Origin of the sequence: Dyadobacter bucti (genome assembly GCF_005869225.1) — a bacterium.
Taxonomy (GTDB): domain Bacteria; phylum Bacteroidota; class Bacteroidia; order Cytophagales; family Spirosomataceae; genus Dyadobacter; species Dyadobacter bucti.
Window position 1 is genome coordinate 892,533 of record NZ_SWFP01000003.1, and the last position, 18,705, is coordinate 911,237.

The following is an 18,705-nucleotide window of genomic DNA, read 5'->3' on the forward strand; positions in this document are numbered from 1 at the left end:
ATCCTCTCAAAACATAATTGTTATGTCATACGTATTTAAAATAGACTCAGATAGCACCGTTTCTCACGTCAATCACAAAGGATGGACTGGGTCGTCCGTTGGATTTCCCACCTCGCGGATTGAGACAATACTTGACCCTTACTCAGGTAAGATTACCGACGCCATGGCCGAAGCCGCGAAAAGCGGCACCTCCATTCCTTCGCCTTTTGCAAGGCTGTATCATTTTGATACTGCATTCAGGATGGTTCAACGCGATCCCAATCCAAAAGAAGTTACGTTATACCATATTTTGGTCTCTCATTGCTTGGATCTGCTTGAGCTGCTCTTTCAAGCAGGAAATAGTAGTGATATTACTTACAAGCCCTGGAAATTAAGCAGACTAAAAGCTATGCAATCACTTCCAGACATAGGAGGGCGTCGTCATCCCCATCGTGTGTTTGCAGATGCTTTGGATCTGGATATGAGGGGGGATTTGGCTAATATTGATGGCTTTATATTAATCTATTTCAAAGGCGCTCTGGTCGGCGGCACCTCACCACTCACGCTTGTATTTCTTTCACCGAATTGGGAGCAAGAGCGTTCAAACCGGCATATCGATCCGCCAAAAAGCGCGAATGGACGAGAGCTTTTCGGCAATGAGTATGTACCAATAGAAGCGCGCGACGGTTACTTTGTCAACTTCTTGAATAGTTATTTCAAAGCTAATAGAGAGTTGCTAAGGGGTGGGCTTCGTGAGTATCTCTTCCGAGTTTTTGAGGACTTTGTTCCATTTGGCATGCCGACATTAACTGTGCAAGGGATGGATAAATACGAAGTCATCCGGGTGGCGGCGGAAAATGACGCGCCGCTGGCGGTCACGCCAGGCTTACCACTGTACAAAGTGCTAAGTGCAGACATAAGTAAGGACATAGAAGAATTTAGCAGCTTCTTGATGAGTCCTACACAACTGAATTTTGAACGTGAAGTTGTATCGCAAGGTGTTAAAATTCATAAACCTCTTGTACTGACCCAGGAAATGGAAGGGCTTTATCTTCGGGATGTGAGATGGAGTCCGGATTTCAGGATCGTTCGCTCAGCCTACGAAGGGGTTCCTTTGTCGGAACGATATCTTCCTGGTGTAGATAATATAAAATATCCTTTTGTAACTACCGAAGATTTCTTGGAGGACAGACTCGTCCAAATGCCTTTCAAACTCAATAAAGAAAGGTTTTTGACCGGTTCAAAAGATGACGTAGAGTTTTTGCTTCCAATCAAGAAGGAATATTTCAACTTTTTTACTGCCGAGGATTTAAAAAGCCAGCTGCAGATTACGAGAAAGACAGGGACCCAAAATGGTGCACATGTAGATGAATTGGTAGCGTCGCTTAATATTCCGATTCGAAATCGTCGCACCGTTCAGCTTCGGAAAACATACTCTTTAAAAACATCTGAGAATGGCCAAGTGGAATCGTCAGTTAGTTTTATGGCTGGCTTAGGTTTCTTTCCATTTTACAAATTCACTCATCAGGATGGTTATTTAAAAGGAATTAATGAATATACGGTTATGCTTGCGGATTTATCATCTGAATCTGCGGGATTTGCTGCTTCAACTGGAATAAGATTCTTTAGGGCGCAAGACGCTGTGATTAATCGTAGCCTTCCTGTGAACCCACCAAAAGCGAGGAGTCCGAAAAGAGAGAATGAGAAAGCCCCGGGTTCGTACTACTACAAGGTAGGTGAAGAATTTGACTTTCTCGAAATTTCCCTGTATTCCGGTGGCATTCCTTACAAAGGATTGGTAATTCCGGCATTTGATCTAGTAGACGGCGTCGGTCACAAACAGTTCACTTTTGCCATTGATTTTGGAACATCCAGCACCCATGTTGCTTACAACACCGACACAAATCCGGAGCCCCAAAGCCTGACCGTCAGTGACGCAGATTTCAATGGAGAAAAAGATAAACTTCAAATGGTGTTGCTTAATAAATCAGATGACGAGGGCTTCTCCAGTACGAGTTACGAAAGGCACACAATTAAGAGAAATTATGGTCGCTTGACACAAATAGAGGCAATCGTGCGACAGGAATTCATGCCAGCTGTTATCGGTAGCCAATTTGGATCCCTATTTTCATTTCCCCTGAGAACCACAGTATTCGAAAAAATTGGAGTTGTCGATGAGGGAAATAATCTTTTTAATAATATAAATATAGGTTTTAACATCGATCTTGAGCAAACTGTCTCGGCAGTGAATCACTACGTCACAAACCTCAAGTGGTCGTTTGAGAATACGCCAGCGAACAGTTTGAACAGGCCGAGAGTTCGCGCGTTTTTTGAGGGCTTGTTTTCACTAATTCGAAATAAGGTTCTTTTAAACCACGGCGATTTAAAGAACACAAAAATTGTCTGGCTGATGCCTTCCAGCATGAAAAGGCGAATTGCGGATAACTTGACGGAGGAATTAGCAGAGGCATTTAAAAATATCTTTGGGAACGGAGGTCAGTTCGTTTCAGAACCCATCTCAGAATCCCTGGCACCATACTTCTATTTAAAAACGCTAGGTGTCCGGCCATTTGCAGATACCGTAAACATAGACATTGGGGGAGGGACAACGGATATTATGCTGTTTATGCAGGAGAGGGACCGTTTTCTGAACACATCTTTTAGGTTCGCCGGATACGATATATGGGGAGGCGGTGTCGGACATGATGGAAAGCCTGGCAATAGTAAGGATAATGGATTTATTCAGAATTACGATCTTTTTGCCAATGGTGTTGCCCGTCAGTCTGACGTTTTCAAAGACAGTATTCTTAGATCCTTCAAAGAAAAGAAGGAATTCAACGGAGAAGATGTTGTTAGTTTGTTATTTAAATATGATGATTACTACAATTTCAGTCGATCAATAAAGGATACACGACCAAGACTGAAGCTCGTATTATTCTTGCATTACGCTGCAATCGTCTATCATCTCATTCAGCTGTTACAGAAAAACGACCTACCAATACCAAGATATCTCACTTTTACAGGAAGAGGTAGTCAGTATTTAAGATTGCTTGGTAGCAATAGAGCCTTGATAGAGTTTACAAGGCTACTCATCAACTCCTATTCCAGTATGGTAATTCCACCTTCTTTCGAGATTGTTCTTACAGACAATCCAAAAGAAACCACAGCGAACGGAGCTGTTCTTTATTCAACATCATCTGAGATTAAGACAAAATACGAGCAAAAACTTACGGATTGCTACTGGGGGGAATCTGAGGGGGAGCAGTTCGATTTTGCTTACCGCAATACGCACATTAAGGATGTGTTGAGCAAACCCGAATTTGAAAACTCTGTTGTTAACAATGCTCAAAGGTTCATTGAGCTGACACTTAATAATAAGGAAATTAACAATTTCCTTGGAGAATATGGTATCAGTTCTGCCAGGCAGTATATTCCATATCTGGTTGCCGAGCTTAGTGATAGTTATAAACTCTGTATATCCGGTATGCAGGATGACGGAGACGAGCTGTTGTCTGAGACATTTTTCTTTTTGCCGTTGAAAAATACGTTGTATGAGTTTTCCAAATATCTATTACATGTATAAGCTATTGGTATTTTTATGTACGACGACGTTATTGCTATGTTCCAATGCTACAGGGCAGGCGTCATCGAGTGAGGATAGGGCTGCCAAGCTAAGCCAACCTGCACCTAAAGAGAATTTAGAATCGAAGCTTTTCGAAATTAATGAAAAGTTTAAGCTCAAGACTGCCGAATACATCAGTTCAGTTGACAACAAGCAAACTTTTATCGAGTCATGTAAATGTGATGGGAAAGAAGAGCAGTTTATTGAGAAAATTATTGACTTGAAAGATGAAGTTGCTAAAATTTCTAAATGGCTAAAATCCACTGACAAGGCCAACCCTAAAAAAGTTGTAGACAGCCTATCTCTTCAATATCAATCAGTGGCTGAAAAGCAGTTAAAAAAAAATGAGCCATATGAGGGCATTGCCAATGCTTATCAAAAAGCAATGACAGATATCTCACACGAAGTAAAGAATTGGTCAACAAGCGAAAATAAAGTTAGTGATGGCGGATCATCGTCTGAAAACAGCAGAGAAGGCGACGCCCCAGGTGATGACGAAAAGTCACAAGGAGAGTTAGGTAAGTGGCTGCTAGCCAACTGGCTCGTAGCTTTGTTAATGTTGATCGTATTTTTGCTATTAATATTATTGTTTCTCAAAAATAAAAGCCGTGGCAGGAAGAGTAACAACAAACATTCTTATAAGACAACTAACCGAGAAGCCGTAGGACATTCTGAAGATCCGTATACACTTTCTAAGGAAGTTGAGGCAACTCAGGGGAATAGACTGGCTACACTTCAAGTGCAGATCAGATCGTTGGAGACCCGCCTCGAGAAAATAGAGTTACGTCTAGACAATGATAGTAAGAAAACTCTGGAACACACGCCGCGTCAAGAAGAAATTGATGTGAGAAAAACTACGGAAACTTCGCTCGGAGTTGTTTTCCCCGTGCTCTATGCTAGGGTCGTTGATGTAGGTGACGGATTTAGTGTTGACGGACTGTCCAATTCCAAGGAAGAAGAAGCAGTTTTCGAAATTATGCGAACCACAGCTACGGATGCTACATTTAGTGTAACAGAATCCAGACGCGCTCAGCAAATTGCACTTTCTGATCCTTTTTCGTACTTGAATGACGCGTGTGAATATGCTGTGATACCAAATTCAGATAGAATTCGTACGCAACAAGTTGGGAGGCTTACTTTACAGCACAATAAATGGGCGATTCTAGAAAAAGCCAAAATCATATTTGAGCGTATATAAACAGTCGTTGGTAAGATTGGTTTTGCCATGCAATATAAATAACAAACAGTGTAATCAGCATTGCGATGACTTTCGAAGAGTTACGGGAACGTATTAAAGAAAAAGTAATTCTCGAGAAAGGAGAAATCGGACACTATCAGTGGGAGCAGTGGAACATTCGGTCGGCAGCATCTGAAATAGGTATATTAGATAGCCAGTTTTTCATTCTGGTAAGGGAGGTAACCAATACTGTATCATTTCGGGTAATTGAGGAGGTAGAGGAAGCGATCGTACTTCATGCGCCGCAATGGAAGAAACAAATTTCTACCAAGGACGAGGAAAAGATTGCAGCGAAGGCGGCAAAGCTCGCTGTTTCGAGGGCTTTTTTAGTAGATCATTGGATTCCTAAGGTTTTGCAAGGTCTCCCGGAAGTCGAAGGTACAGGACCTCAAGCACTTACGGTTTTGCTGCCTTCAAATGGCTATGTAACCGTTTATGAGCAGGGCACTGGTAGCTCTGAACCTGATCCTTCTGTGGAAGAACCCACAACTACGACCGGACCTTCCTCACCCCCATCGCTATTCAATCCATATCGCAAATACCAATTTGGAATATTGATTGTTGTCGTTGTATGCGTTGCTGGTTTTTACCTATACCGTGGAAGTGGAATCAGGCATTCACAGGAGGAGATGGAAAAGATTTTGGAAGATGGCATTAATCTGGTTGATGATAAAGGGTTGCACAAAGACGCCGACTTGAAGTTTGAAACGGTTCGTCAAATGTATCTGGGAGATCAGAGACTAGATACAGCTCTTATAGGACAGGCAATTATAAAATTCAAATCAGATGGTGATCGTTTTTGTAGTTCTACAAAAGATTCAACAATCATTTCTATTGCCAATGAATATTATAAACACGCGTCGATTCTTTCAAACAGACAACAAATCATATGCAAGTAAAATATCTATTTGTCTTGCTTTGCTGTTCTGTTGAACTTCTGCATTTTCGCAAGTCGCGTGGACCTGTACCCAATCGAAAAAGCGAATGATACGTATCTGCGCAAACCAGCTTTTCGTGTTCTTAATTATGGTAGTGCTGGAATTGAATTCGATGACTAGATTTAAGCAGATATGTATTGAGTAAGTAATATTTCAAATATAGATATGTATCATTGAAAACTGGCTTAGATTGAGAATTATCGTAACCTTTCTATTAAGTTTTTGCGCGGTATACTCCTTTGGACAAACACAAGTCAAAATAATTTCTTGGAACCTCAAAGACTTCGGAGCATCTAAAAGCGCGAGTCAAGTCAACTTTATAGCAGAAACTGTCAAAACATACGACATTCTAGCAATACAGGAGGTTGTTGCCGGCTTCGGCGGATCACAAGCTGTGGCTCGGTTGGTAGACGTTCTCAACAGAACTGGATCGTCTTATGACTATTCTATTAGTGATCCTACGTCCGGAAGTTCGAAACATAAGTCTGAGAAGTACGCATTCATTTGGAAAACGGCCAAAATGAAGTTGATAGGGAAGTGTTGGCTTGAGAAAAGATTTGGTCAAGTAATAGAGCGAGAGCCATATTATGGCAAATTCCTAGTGGGAGGCAAAACCTTCACGCTAGTGAATTTTCATGCTATCACTAAAAAGGCGCAGCCGGAGACGGAAGTTAAATACTTCAAATTTTTACCTGCCCAATATCCAGACGACAACCTCATCTTCTGCGGTGACTTCAATTTGCCTCAATCCCATTCTGTGTTTAATCCACTAAGGAAGAGGGGGTACAGGCCTGCGCTTGTAGGACAGAAAACTTCATTGAAACAGAAGTGCGTAAATGGGGACTGTCTCGCGTCTGAATTTGATAACTTCTTTTACAATCCCGCCAGAGTCACTTTGGTTAATAGGGGCTTGATTCATTTCTACCGCGGTTTTGGTGACTTGAAAACCGCGAGAAAATTAACAGATCACGTACCAATTGTTTTTGTTTTTAGTTTCGCATCCGGAGCATAAATTAAGCTTATGAAAAAAGAATACTACTGCGCAGGATTCACTTGGAATAACGGAAAGGATAGCCAGCTAAAACGTTTCATCCAAGAGGGTATCTGGGAGAATGGTTATGACGATAAGCATGTAGAAGCCATAAAGAAAGTTCCGATTGGCAGTGAGATCGCGGCAAAAACATCTTTCACCCGTAAAAAGAATGGCGAGACCATTTCGGTCCTTGGTGTTCATGGGCTTGGAACTGTGACAGCGAATCCGGGAGATGGTAAATTTCTAAGTGTGAAATGGCAAAAAGACTTTCAACCTTTTGAAATCGACAAAGGTGGAGCATATCGATCAACGATCACCAGGGTCGTGTCGCAGAAAAATATTGACTTGATTTTTAGTAGTAAGACTAAAGCTCTGAATAATGTGGAACTGGACATTGATCTTATAAGCGACACATTCCCGCTGAATCAAATACTTTTTGGCCCACCTGGAACCGGAAAGACATACAATACCATTGCGAAAGCAGTTGCCATCATAGACAGATTAAGTGAAGAGGAGGAGGCCGAGGACAGAAATTCTACAAGAAATCGTTATAAAGAATTAACTACCAATGGACAGATTGTATTCTGTACATTCCATCAAAGCATGTCCTATGAAGATTTTATTGAGGGTATAAAACCAGTATTGAACCAAGAAGATTCAGATGGAAATCTCAGCTATCGTATTGAAGACGGACTTTTCAAACGATTGTGTGTCGAAGCCCGATATGAATTGTCCAAGACTGTTTCGTCGCGTTCCAGTGCGGAAATGTCCCAAGCTGAGATATTTAATGCTGCTTACAATGAGTTCATTTCGAGGGTGGAGGACAAACTTGAAATTGGCCAGCCCGTTGAATTAGGATCGGTTACTGGGTTGAAGTTGTATGTAACAGACATTTCGGACCATCTCAATCTGAAGGTAAAACATGATGGTGACGTTCGCGAGAAGCCTTATACTGTCTCTCGCCAGCGATTACTTAAACTTTATACAAATTTCAAGCGAATAGAAGAAATTAAAAACGTTCATAAGGATATTCGAGGTGTAATCGGAGGTTCCAATACAACGGCCTACTGGGCGGTGTTATCTGAACTTTATAAAATTGCACAGAAAACAAAGAAAGCTGATCACCGTGAAATAGGACAACCCCTGGATTCCGGATTGGCTTATGACACCATGAAGTTGTTAAACACTGAAATTCCATTGATCGAAGAACAAAATTCTTCGAAGAGGTTCGTCATTATCATCGACGAAATCAACCGCGGAAACGTTTCCCAGATTTTTGGCGAGCTGATCAGTCTAATTGAAGATGATAAACGTCTCGGAGCGGGTGAGGCTCTGGAAGCAGTCTTGCCATATAGTAAAGAAAAGTTTGGAGTTCCGCGAAACCTGTACATAATTGGTACCATGAATACCGCTGATCGTAGCGTAGAAGCATTGGACACGGCTTTAAGACGACGGTTCAGTTTTCAGGAGATTTCTCCGGATCCTGAACTATTAAAAAATGAGGTGGAAGCTTTCGCGTTGAGGGATATTTTGAAAACCATTAACAAACGGATCGGAAAGCTCCTCGACAGAGACCATCTTATCGGTCATAGCTACTTTTTAAACTTAGAAACTGTATCTGAGCTGAAAATCGCTTTTCAAAACAAGATAATTCCCTTGTTGCAGGAGTATTTCTTCGGCGATTATGGAAAGATTGGGCTGGTTCTCGGTCAAGGATTTATTAGTGTTGAGGAGGCATTAGAGTCCAGACTTTTTGCAGATTTTGATCACGCCGACTACCTGGCATTCAGTGAACGGCCGATTTATACCTTGCAAAATACGTCCGCGATGTCTGATGAGGCTTTTGTAAATGCATTAAAACTATTAATGAACAGATAGTTTGCAAAGCGGAAACAACCATATCGCCATTTTTGAACATCAGTGCCTGCGACTGAATGATAAATACGAAAATGTAGTATTTGACCATCCAAAGCTCCTGGCACTGCAATCATTCTATGGAACAGCTGGTGTCCCTTACTTCTCACTCATTCATAACGGCGTACGGTTCAATGAGCATGTAGGCGTAATACAGGTGGGGGATCTCGTAATTGAGATTTTACCTAAGGCTGATCGTCCCACTTCAGGATCCTCTGCCGATGCAGCAACATGGCGGACAATTCTGATTAGAATGATGTTGGAAGTGGATGCTTTCAATATTCATGCACCCACAACCAGTACACTTAGCCTGAAAGCCAATTCAGTTCTTGATCTGCTTTTCCAGCTTTTTGTGAGTGAAGTTGAATATCTGTTACATAACGGTCTGGTGAAAAAGTATCGCCGAAAAGAAGGCAATGTCACCGCTCTGAAGGGAAATCTGATCTTCGGCAAGCATATCCAGAGAAACCTGACGCATCAGGAAAGGTTTTACGTTGGCCACACCGTTTACGACCCGCTGCACAAACTTCATGCGATAATCTATAAGAGCATCCGGCTCCTAAAACATATTAATACGAGTGCTGACCTTCACAGCAGGATCGGCAACTTGCTGTTAAGCTTTCCCGAAATGGCCGATATAGCAATTTCAGCCACAGCTTTTAACACAATTAATTACAACCGGAAGACCGAACCTTATCGTAAGTGTATAGAACTGGCACGCTTGATTCTATTGCAATACCATCCGGATGTTAACAAAGGGCCTAGCCACGTGCTAGCGCTGATGTTCGATATGAATTTGCTATGGGAAAAGTTTGTGTACAAGAGCCTGAGCCGCCATAAAAGCCCCAAAACTACTATCGCAGCTCAAAGTTCGAAACCATTTTGGAAGCCGGAGCGAGGAATGTCTTCTAGAGTAAGACCTGATATTGTGATTGATGAGAATACGGAGGAATGCATTGTGATAGACACCAAATGGAAGAACTTAAATGGATCCAATCCGTCTCCTGACGATCTTCGGCAGATGTACGTATACCATCAGTATTTTCGCGCAAAAAAGGTAGCCTTGATTTATCCCAGTAAAGCGCCATCTAAGGTAGCAGGAGTTTATCTTCCAATAGACAAACGAGAAAGACTCGAATTGGAATGTTGCATGATTGGAATTTGTGTAGATATTACCATAAGAAGCTGGCAAAAGGCAATTAATGACGAGGTCGTAAGGTGGTCGGAAGAATCGATTGTAAGACAAGAGCCGAGCACGCAATAACCGTTTTTTCAAGTATCGACTATTAAAAATATTCTGGGCTATTGCCTTGCGGCTGTACGAAAACTTATTTCGCCCTCGCGTTCACTTGCATCAACGTTTCGTTGAACGACTTCGAATCCCTGAGAAACCCAGGCTCGCACTTGATATAGTGTTTCCCAAGATTTATTTGTCCAGAAGGCAGTAGGACTATAAAAGCAGGTATTATTGAGTTCAATTGCGAGTTCTTCTATAATAAAATTCAGCTTCAGCTTGAATTCATTTGCCCCTGCACCTTTCAGTCGCCTAATGTGCTCTTGAAGCGCATAATACTTGTCACCTTCCTTCAACTCGGGACACCTAGCATGTTGAGTTAATATCAGCCTTTTATTTCGTGTCGCTGAATTTGGGTCTAGCGGCTCAGATGTCAAGAAAGATTTCTGATTTTTCATTGCCTTCCCCGCGGCAAATAGAATCTTATCAATATGGTACGTGTAACCATCAATCGTCCTTAGTTCTTCCATGATATCTTCAGATTGCAGCCATTGCTTATACATTTGAATGAGCGCCTTGTGTTTTCGGGTGACTGTTTTCAGCGACAAATAGTCTGCGGGATCTTGATCGTTAAGGTTGGCTTGGTAAACACCAAAGGCTCGAAGGACATGTTGATCGATGATTGGCTGATGCCTGTCACCAGTTAAATATTTACCGAATTGATAAAACACCAATGCATCATTTTGATCCAAAGTGTCGTCCGATTCATCTATGACACCTCTGGCAATGTGCTTTAATTTTTTCAGATCACCATTTTTCCATGCGATTGCATACAAGAGTTTAGTTATTGGATCAGCTAATCTACTACTCGCAGAGGTAGAAAAATTCAAATTTTCATCAAGCAAGCCTGACTCAACTAGTGACAAGATTTCGTTATTCCGAATTTGAAAATCGATTTTTGGATAGGCTCTTGCGTCCATTCGGTGCTTGGGCGCAATACAACAATCGTCTGGAATTTTCTCCAAATCAGCAACTGTCCTGGCGTTCCTGATTGACAGGAAGACGTTGGAAATGAAATCTATTTTATCTGACACTATTTGAAAATTTACGCCCTCAATCCATTATAAACCCGCTTCAACATATACCCCTTCACTAGCCCTCCAAATTCCTGATCATCCATCATCTTTGAGAAAAGCTCTTGGTTTTGCTCCATTCGGCTAATTAGCTTATCCATGAAAACGTCTTCAAACCCGTATTTGAAGTTGGCCAAAGTGTTTGTTTGGGCTTGCTGTCCTAGTTTGACATCGTTAAGCAGTTCGGCTTCAATTTGATCAAAGAAAAGTTTATCTGCCTCGTTGAATTCTGTGTGGAAACGTTTGTTTAAAACGTCTATAATCTCAGACAATGCAGCCTTTTCTTCCTTACTCATTCGAATTCCCGATACATTTCCGCCATCCAACCCAAACTCAGGTTGGTCCTCCATTTTAATGTTAATCTCACCGATTCGCTGTAATCGATAGTATTCAAGTGACACTTCGTCACTAAGCTGAAATCTGTCTTTGCTGTTTTTTGGAAGTGCTTTTAGTAAGAATTTGCCATAGTTGAAAAGCTTTTCCAAATCAATGTCGGAGAAAGGCATGATCTGACTTAGAAAAGAGTACAAGCGGGTAAATGATTGTAATGCGTTTTTGAAGTTTTCCTGAGATGCTGCTTCGCTTGCTTCTAAAGTGGTTGTTTCAGGCAGAGCTTTGTATCGATCAACAGCCGGATTTACATAAGCATAAAGTTTTTTTTGTTCACCGACAGACAATCGCTTTACCGACTTGAAATATACGTTACAAAAATTATCAACCTCGGTCTGCCAAACTATCTGGGCTTTTTCGATCTCATGTTTTAGATCATACAGGTGATTGGGATCCGTACTCGACTCTACGGTTGTCAGCTCATAGTAAGGCTGGAAAGAAGCGAGTATATCTTCTGTCTCATTCGCAAAATCAAGGACAAATGTATCATCCTTACCAGCTGCCATGCGATTCAAGCGGGATAGGGTTTGGACTGCTTTTACGCCCGAAAGCTTTTTATCCACATACATTGTGTGTAACAGCGGCTGATCAAACCCGGTCTGGTATTTGTCAGCTACTAGCAAAATCTTGTATTCATCGGTCGCGAACTTTCTGGGTACTTCGCTTTCTTTGAAGCCATTCAAATCCATCTCGGTGACACCCTCGGGGTATTGAACTTTGTCCATGACCTTTCCAGAAAAAGCAACGATTGTCTTTATATCTGTATAATTCTGTTCCTGAATGTACCGGTCAAATTCTTCCTTATACCGTACTGCATGAAGCCGTGATCCAGTCACAACCATTGCTTTCGCTTTACCACCGATTTTTTTAGACACGACTTGTCTAAAATGTTCCACCATCACTTCAGTTTTCTGAGCCAGATTGTGTGGATGCAAACTCAAAAATCTCGCAATAGCTCTTGCTCCTTGCTTTTTGTTGATATCAGGGTCGTCTTCTATTTGCTTCGAAAGCTTAAAATAGGTTTTATAGGTTGTGTAATTTTTCAATACGTCCAGAATGAAGCCTTCTTCAATCGCCTGTTTCATTGAGTACACATGAAACGGGCGCGGCTTACCGTCCGAAGATGGCGTGCCAAAAACCTCAATGGTTTTTGGTTTCGGGGTTGCTGTAAAACCAAAAAAGCTCAGGTTTGGCTGTTTTCCTCGCGATTGCATTGATTTACGTATTTCATCCTCAGCATCTTCGTCCAAACCAGAATAGCGCTCATCTTCAGCTGCTTGTTCCAAGGTTCTATCCGAGAGCACCTCTTTCATCTTTTTTGTCGCTTCACCGCCTTGGGATGAGTGCGCTTCGTCAATGATTACAGCGTATTTTCGGTTAGGCAGCTGACCTACCTTATCAAGAATAAAAGGGAATTTCTGTAATGTAGTAATGATGATGTGCGAGCCAGCGCTGATAGCATTGGCTAACTGTTGTGAGTCTTTATCAATTTTTTGAACAACTCCCTCTTTATGATCAAACTGGTAAATTGTATTTTGCAGTTGGCTGTCCAAAACTTTCCTGTCTGTAATCACAATGACCGAGTCGAAAACGCGCTCGTTATTATCGGAATGTAGACTGGACAATCTGTATGACAGCCAGGCAATAGAATTCGATTTTCCAGAACCAGCCGAATGTTGTATCAAGTAATTTTTCCCAGCACCTGATTGGCGGGAATCCGTTGTGAGCTTGCGAACGACTTCCATTTGGTGAAACCTAGGAAAAATGATGGCCTCTTTCACCTTTCTAATTCCATTGAGCTCAAATTCTTCTGAACTTATGTGCATGAACTTTCCAATAATGTCCATGAAGCTATCTTTTACCCACACCTTTTCCCACAAGTAGGAGGTTCGATAGCCATCTGGATTCAGGGGATTTCCTGCGCCGTTATTGTACCCGAGGTTAAAAGGAAGATATCGGGTATCCTTACCGGCTAGCTTTGTCGTCATATAACATTCATCCGCGTCAACAGCGAAGTGGACAAGGCTTCTTTTTTTGAACCAGAAAATAGGCTCCGTCGGCTCACGATCGTAAACATATTGCTTTTGCGCATCGAGGATGTTCTGCCCTGTAAATTGGTTTTTTAGCTCGACCGTGGCAATAGGGAGGCCATTCAGAGACAAGACCATGTCTAATGAATTTTTACCATCTCGCTCATAAAAAAGTTGACGCGTAACTGTGAGTTGGTTTGATTGATATAGCTGCTGGGATTGGACATTTAAGCTGCTTTCAGGCTTGAAGTAGCCCATCCTAAACTTCACACCATAATCTGTAAAGCCGTTCCGAACCACATCCAAAGTACCCCGCAGATCAAGCTCTTTCATCAATCGGCTAAGGACTTTAATTTGAACCTGATCTTTATGAATGTGATATATTCTTTCCCATTCTTTTGGCTGAGACTCTTGCAGAAAAGCAAAAACATGAGCCGGAAACAAACCAAGCTCTGCGTTAAAATCATTGGAATGACCTTTTATATAACTTCCGTTTTGCAATAATTCTTCTTCAATGGCGGCTTCGAAGGTACGTTCAGTATGGATAGACATTTATTCAACAATGAAGTGATCAGATTAGGGAGAGTAAGTTTTTATTCAAAAAAGTAGCCCGTCAGCAGATCTTTCGGTATGCCTACCTGTTACTTTCTCAAATAAATAAATTAATATTATTTAATCAAAATTTAGTTACATAGAAAACGACTTTGTAAGCGAACTACTTATCCTTCATTTTAAGATCCAGTACTAGTTTGTCTATCGCCTGTTCAAATTCCTTTTCATTCGAAGCCTCGGAGTTGAACTTAGAAAAATCTAGTGAGTTTATTTTTCTAAGTTCAACAATATTTTCCCAGTAATCTTCTACTACGCTTGCTGGTTTAATCTGATTTTTTTGAACTTCAAAAAGATAATTATCTATGTGAACAGGAAAAAATATGACGCTCCAATTTTCTTCTTGCCTTTTTCTACCCTCAGTTAATTCAAACTGGCAAGCTTTGCTTCTAATGGAATGTTCCGATGCAATAAATAATAATTTGCCATGCGTACGTACGCCAGAATACATTATTTCTTCTAGCGGCTGGCCTGCCGGCGCATCTTTTTCCCACAAGAAGGTAGTCAATCCATGTCTGACCAATGAATCATTAATTCGCTTTGCAAACGAGCGATCTTTTAAACTGTACGAGATAAATACGGTATAAAAAGGAACTTCTGTTGTCATCATTTTAACAATTTTTTTGATATCAATCCCTTTAACTATGTTGAAGTAAATTGATAAAATATCCTCTGAGGGTTGTTCACTTTTTAAAATGGTTTGAAAATCCATAGAAGCATAACATGTATTTTTTAAAACCTTATTTACAATAAATGTCTCTACTCCTAATTTGCAATCGATAAAGCTACATTTATATAGTCCGGAATTGTAAAAAATACTCTCAGAGAGATTGACGGTATTAAAGTTTGTGTCTAAAATTTCACATTCAGAAAAATTCAAATCTGACTCATCCTCTTCATTTAAATCAGCTTTTTCACCGGCATTATCAGAGTCGGCGTTAGAGATGTATTCAAAACTTGTCCTATCAAGAGTGCATAAATCAAAATTCACATTCATAATAGGATTAACATCTACAACCCTAAAATTTTGTAGATAGCATTTCGAAAAATAAATATTGAATAGGCCTGCTTCATGCCATTCAACATTTTGAAATTGACATTTAATGAATTGTACAAAATCCCATGCAAACTCGATATGACTAAATTTGCAATTTCTAAAATTGCACTTATAAAATTTGCAATTCGTGAATATCAAAAAGAAGCCGTCAAAACCCTCAAAATCACAGTTAATAAAATTGCAATTTTGAAATTCAAATCGATGCACCTTGCCTGTAAACCGAATATTTTTGATAGTTACATTAAAAATATCCTCATCCTTTTTATCATAAAGTTCGAAGTCTGCTATCTCACCGTCTTGGTTGTATTTAGCGCCCCGATTGTCAACATAGCGAGTCGCCCACCTTTCCTGAACGTAGGAAACTATGGATTCTTTATCCATCAAAGTGATTTTGGGCTCATTTATGTTCATAACAATGTTAGCCGTTAAGGCATTTGAGTTTAATCCTAAACCACTTTCAGTTTCCCTGTAACCACTTCGCTGACTAAGGCTGTTTTGTATTCTTTTAAAAGGGTGATTTCTTGATTGGTTTTGGTAATTATAGTGTCAACCTCCTTTGTTTTAAAATCCAAATATTCACTTATTTTAATTTGCTCTTCTAAACTTGGTAGTAACACCAAAAGTCTCTTCAGCAGATTCTGACTCAGCGATGCTCTTGTAACAATATTCATTTCTTTTATGAAGAAAATCCTGTGAATATTATTGCGAAAGTAATATTTGGAGAACCCTTCAAAAAGCAAATTTTCATTCGGTCTAAATCGTATCAAAAACCCTGCGTAAACTGCATTGTCAACATCTTCCAAGCATATTGAAGCTATTCCAATTTCATCAACAGTTTCCGATGTTCTGGTAAATAAAATATCTCCCCTTTTTATAGAAAAGTTTCCTCTATCCTTTTCGGTTGAATTTGCTAATCCAACTACGGATTTTGGTAAAACCGGATTTTTATAAACATCGCCGTAACTAATAAATGGAAAACCGAAGCCAAAATAATCCGCTCCTGCACTAATTCCGTTCTGAGTATTTCCAACATACCTAAGCGGTTTGGCTTCCCAATGTGCCGGAATCTCCCCCAACCATTCCACTCCACTATCCTTCATCTCCACATCCGGATCAAGTCCTTTGGTAACTGCCTGGTTAATGATGGCGGTGCGTTCTTCTTTGAGCAGTTCTATCAGCTTTTCTTTTTTGGAGATGAGGGTGTCGAGTTCGGATGTTTTTTTGTCGAGGTAATTGGCGATGGCGGTTTGTTCTTCAAGTGAATCAGGAATTGCAATCAAAAAACTATTTATCGTTCCGGACGTAAGTTGATTTATAGTAGCACTTAAAAAAAGACTTGATTGAGAAGAAAATATCTGTGAGTTAAAATACTGATATAAAAATCGCCATTCCTTTGTTCGAAAAATCATCATGAATGCGCCGAAGGTTTGCCCCTCCATTTGCTCATCTATATAAATATTTTTTCCGATCAAGTGACGACTCCCATTTCTTGAACAAATTAAAATATCTCCTTTTTTCAGTGTGAGCTTTTCTGAAATTTCTAAATTAACATACACATTGTCAGACAACTCTAACTTTCCATTTTGAATATTTGAAGATCTTAATACTAGTTTCCCCTCTTTTGAACTTTCTACAACATCATTAGGCGAATAAGTTAGTCCTCCAATCGCTTCCCCAATAAATTTGAGTTTTTTAATCTTCCAATGTGAAGGGACATTCCCAATCCACTCAACTCCCGAATCCTTATATTTTTCGTACCTCTCCATAACTATTCAATGACCTCTTTAATCAACCCCATTGTTTCTGTTTCAAGCGCAAAAATATCGGCGCGGATATCGGCCAGGGAACGGAGCGGTTTGTACTGGTAAAAATATTTGGTGAAGTTAATTTCGTAACCCACTCTGGTTTTGGTTTCGTCTACGTAGGCATCCGGTACGTGCGGCAGAACTTCGCGTTTCATGTAGGTCTGGATGTCTTCCTTTAACGGGATGTTTTCGGTATCACGCAAGCTGCTGTCAGCTTTTGGATTGCCGTTTTTGTCCAGTTTGGGTTTGCCATTTTTGTCGCGTTCCGGTCTTTCCACAGTTACTTTGGCATAACCAAAATCTGTATTATCAAATATCTTGCAATAATCGCTGGTTGTAAATTCTCCGTACAGTTTGGTGATATCTTTGATATGGTCGGGAGATAATTCATTCCGTTTATCGCCCAGTGATTTGCTCATTTTCTTGGAAAAATCAATGGCATTAATCAGCTGTACTTTTCCTTTCCGGTAGGCTGGCTTGTGGTTGGAAATGATCCAGATGTAGGTGCTGATACCGGTGTTGTAAAAAAGCTGGTTAGGCAAAGCCACAACTGCTTCGAGCATATCATTTTCAATAATCCACTGACGGATACTGCTTTCATTTTTGGTAGTACTCGGGCTGCCGGAAAAAAGCGGCGAACCATTAAACACAATCGCCAAACGAGAACCGCCATCACTTACCGGCTTCATCTTAGACATCAAATGCATCAGAAACAAAAATGATCCGTCAGAAACAGAAGGTAATCCGGCACCAAAACGCCCACCATGGCCTTTTCCTTCATGCTCTGCTTTCACCGATTTTTCAATCTTCTGCCATTTCACTCCGAACGGCGGATTGGTAATAAGATAGTCGAAATGCTCATTTGGCAACTTATCGTCAGAAATGCTATTTCCCCTTTTGATATTTGCGGCGCTTTGTCCCTTGATGATCATATCCGATTTACAGATCGCATAAGACTCTGGATTCAACTCCTGGCCAAATACTTCCAGCCTTGCGTCTGGATTGAGCTCATTCAGATATTCTTCTGCCACGCTCAACATGCCGCCCGTTCCCGCACAGCAGTCGTAAATGGTTTTTACAACTCCTTTTTGGGTGAGTATTTGTCGGTCATTTAGAAAAAGAAGGTCAATCATCAACCTGATGACTTCGCGTGGTGTAAAATGCTCTCCGGCTGTTTCATTACTAATTTCAGCAAATTTCCGAATCAATTCTTCAAAAAGATAGCCCATTTCCATACTGCTCACCTTGTCAGGGTGCAGATCCACTTCCTGAAAACGCTTCACGATCATGAACAACAAGTTGTTGTCATCCATCTTAACAATTTGATTGTCAAACTCAAACTGTTCTATTATCTCCCGGGCATCTTCGGAGAAGCCATTGATATAGTTCCGGAGGTTGGCAGCAATATTGTCCGGATCAGCCACCAGTTTATCAAATGTATATGGACTCCTATTATGGAATTTGTAACCTGACACTTTGTTTAACAGAGGGTCGATATTTTGTACGTTCATCGCTTTGACCTGTTCGTACTTTCTTAAAACATCTTCTTTAGATATAGCCAACACACAGTCGAGTCGGCGCAATACAGTCAAAGGCAATACCACTTTTCCATAATCACTCTGCTTGTAATCGCCTCTTAGTAAATCTGCTATGGACCAGATAAAATTCGCAGTCTCTTTAAAATTCTTCATTTATAACTTTTGGGTTTGTAATACAGCCGATGT

11 protein-coding genes are annotated in these 18,705 nt (G+C 40.7%); 6 read left to right on the plus strand and 5 right to left on the minus strand.

Annotated features, from left to right (window positions below):
• Nucleotides 1-22: 22 nt before the first annotated feature.
• The 6 genes from FBF61_RS13795 (at nucleotide 23) to FBF61_RS13820 (ending at nucleotide 9,987) form a co-directional block, all read left to right on the plus strand.
• Nucleotides 23-3,562: a hypothetical protein gene (locus FBF61_RS13795; RefSeq protein ID WP_138477997.1), complete on the plus strand. Its 3,540-nt coding sequence runs from the start codon at nucleotides 23-25 to the stop codon at nucleotides 3,560-3,562.
• Nucleotides 3,555-4,799 (plus strand): hypothetical protein, encoded by a 1,245-nt coding sequence (locus FBF61_RS13800; protein ID WP_138477999.1) that lies wholly within the window; start codon nucleotides 3,555-3,557, stop codon nucleotides 4,797-4,799. Before FBF61_RS13795 ends, FBF61_RS13800 begins: the two co-directional genes overlap by 8 nt.
• Before the next feature lie 65 nt (nucleotides 4,800-4,864).
• The gene (locus tag FBF61_RS13805) at nucleotides 4,865-5,737 is read left to right on the plus strand and encodes a hypothetical protein (protein ID WP_138478001.1); all 873 of its coding nucleotides are present in this window, start codon (nucleotides 4,865-4,867) and stop codon (nucleotides 5,735-5,737) included.
• 229 nt (nucleotides 5,738-5,966) lie between these two features.
• Nucleotides 5,967-6,788, plus strand: a complete 822-nt coding sequence (locus FBF61_RS13810) for an endonuclease/exonuclease/phosphatase family protein (protein WP_205748277.1) — start codon at nucleotides 5,967-5,969, stop codon at nucleotides 6,786-6,788.
• 9 nt (nucleotides 6,789-6,797) lie between these two features.
• Nucleotides 6,798-8,687, plus strand: coding sequence for an McrB family protein (locus FBF61_RS13815; protein ID WP_138478003.1), 1,890 nt, complete (start codon nucleotides 6,798-6,800; stop codon nucleotides 8,685-8,687).
• A 1-nt stretch (nucleotide 8,688) separates the two neighbouring features.
• A complete protein-coding gene (locus FBF61_RS13820; protein ID WP_138478005.1) occupies nucleotides 8,689-9,987 on the plus strand; it encodes an McrC family protein in 1,299 nt (432 codons plus the stop codon).
• Nucleotides 9,988-10,025: 38 nt separating this feature from the next.
• Here FBF61_RS13820 and FBF61_RS13825 read toward each other — a convergent pair whose 3' ends face one another.
• The 5 genes from FBF61_RS13825 to FBF61_RS13845 form a co-directional block, all read right to left on the minus strand.
• A complete protein-coding gene (locus FBF61_RS13825) occupies nucleotides 10,026-11,051 on the minus strand; it encodes a hypothetical protein (protein ID WP_138478007.1) in 1,026 nt (341 codons plus the stop codon).
• Between the two features lie 11 nt (nucleotides 11,052-11,062).
• Nucleotides 11,063-14,062 (minus strand): type I restriction endonuclease subunit R, encoded by a 3,000-nt coding sequence (locus tag FBF61_RS13830; RefSeq protein ID WP_138478009.1) that lies wholly within the window; start codon nucleotides 14,060-14,062, stop codon nucleotides 11,063-11,065.
• 163 nt (nucleotides 14,063-14,225) lie between these two features.
• Nucleotides 14,226-15,557 carry a toll/interleukin-1 receptor domain-containing protein gene (locus tag FBF61_RS13835; protein ID WP_166444515.1) on the minus strand — a complete coding sequence of 444 codons (1,332 nt, stop codon included), beginning with the start codon at nucleotides 15,555-15,557 and terminating at the stop codon, nucleotides 14,226-14,228.
• A 65-nt stretch (nucleotides 15,558-15,622) separates the two neighbouring features.
• Entirely contained in the window at nucleotides 15,623-16,942 is a 1,320-nt protein-coding gene (locus FBF61_RS13840) for a restriction endonuclease subunit S (RefSeq protein ID WP_138478013.1), read from the minus strand.
• Nucleotides 16,943-16,944: 2 nt separating this feature from the next.
• Nucleotides 16,945-18,672: a type I restriction-modification system subunit M gene (locus FBF61_RS13845; protein ID WP_138478015.1), complete on the minus strand. Its 1,728-nt coding sequence runs from the start codon at nucleotides 18,670-18,672 to the stop codon at nucleotides 16,945-16,947.
• Nucleotides 18,673-18,705: the final 33 nt, after the last annotated feature.

What these genes read in the sequence shown, in the direction of transcription:
- FBF61_RS13795 (WP_138477997.1), top strand. Translation starts at nt 23, where the DNA reads ATGTCATACGTATTTAAAATAGACTCAGATAGCACCGTTTCTCACGTC.
- FBF61_RS13800 (WP_138477999.1), top strand. Translation starts at nt 3,555, where the DNA reads ATGTATAAGCTATTGGTATTTTTATGTACGACGACGTTATTGCTATGT.
- FBF61_RS13805 (WP_138478001.1), top strand. Translation starts at nt 4,865, where the DNA reads ATGACTTTCGAAGAGTTACGGGAACGTATTAAAGAAAAAGTAATTCTC.
- FBF61_RS13815 (WP_138478003.1), top strand. Translation starts at nt 6,798, where the DNA reads ATGAAAAAAGAATACTACTGCGCAGGATTCACTTGGAATAACGGAAAG.
- FBF61_RS13830 (WP_138478009.1), bottom strand. Translation starts at nt 14,062, where the DNA reads ATGTCTATCCATACTGAACGTACCTTCGAAGCCGCCATTGAAGAAGAA.
- FBF61_RS13835 (WP_166444515.1), bottom strand. Translation starts at nt 15,557, where the DNA reads ATGGATAAAGAATCCATAGTTTCCTACGTTCAGGAAAGGTGGGCGACT.
- FBF61_RS13840 (WP_138478013.1), bottom strand. Translation starts at nt 16,942, where the DNA reads ATGGAGAGGTACGAAAAATATAAGGATTCGGGAGTTGAGTGGATTGGG.
- FBF61_RS13845 (WP_138478015.1), bottom strand. Translation starts at nt 18,672, where the DNA reads ATGAAGAATTTTAAAGAGACTGCGAATTTTATCTGGTCCATAGCAGAT.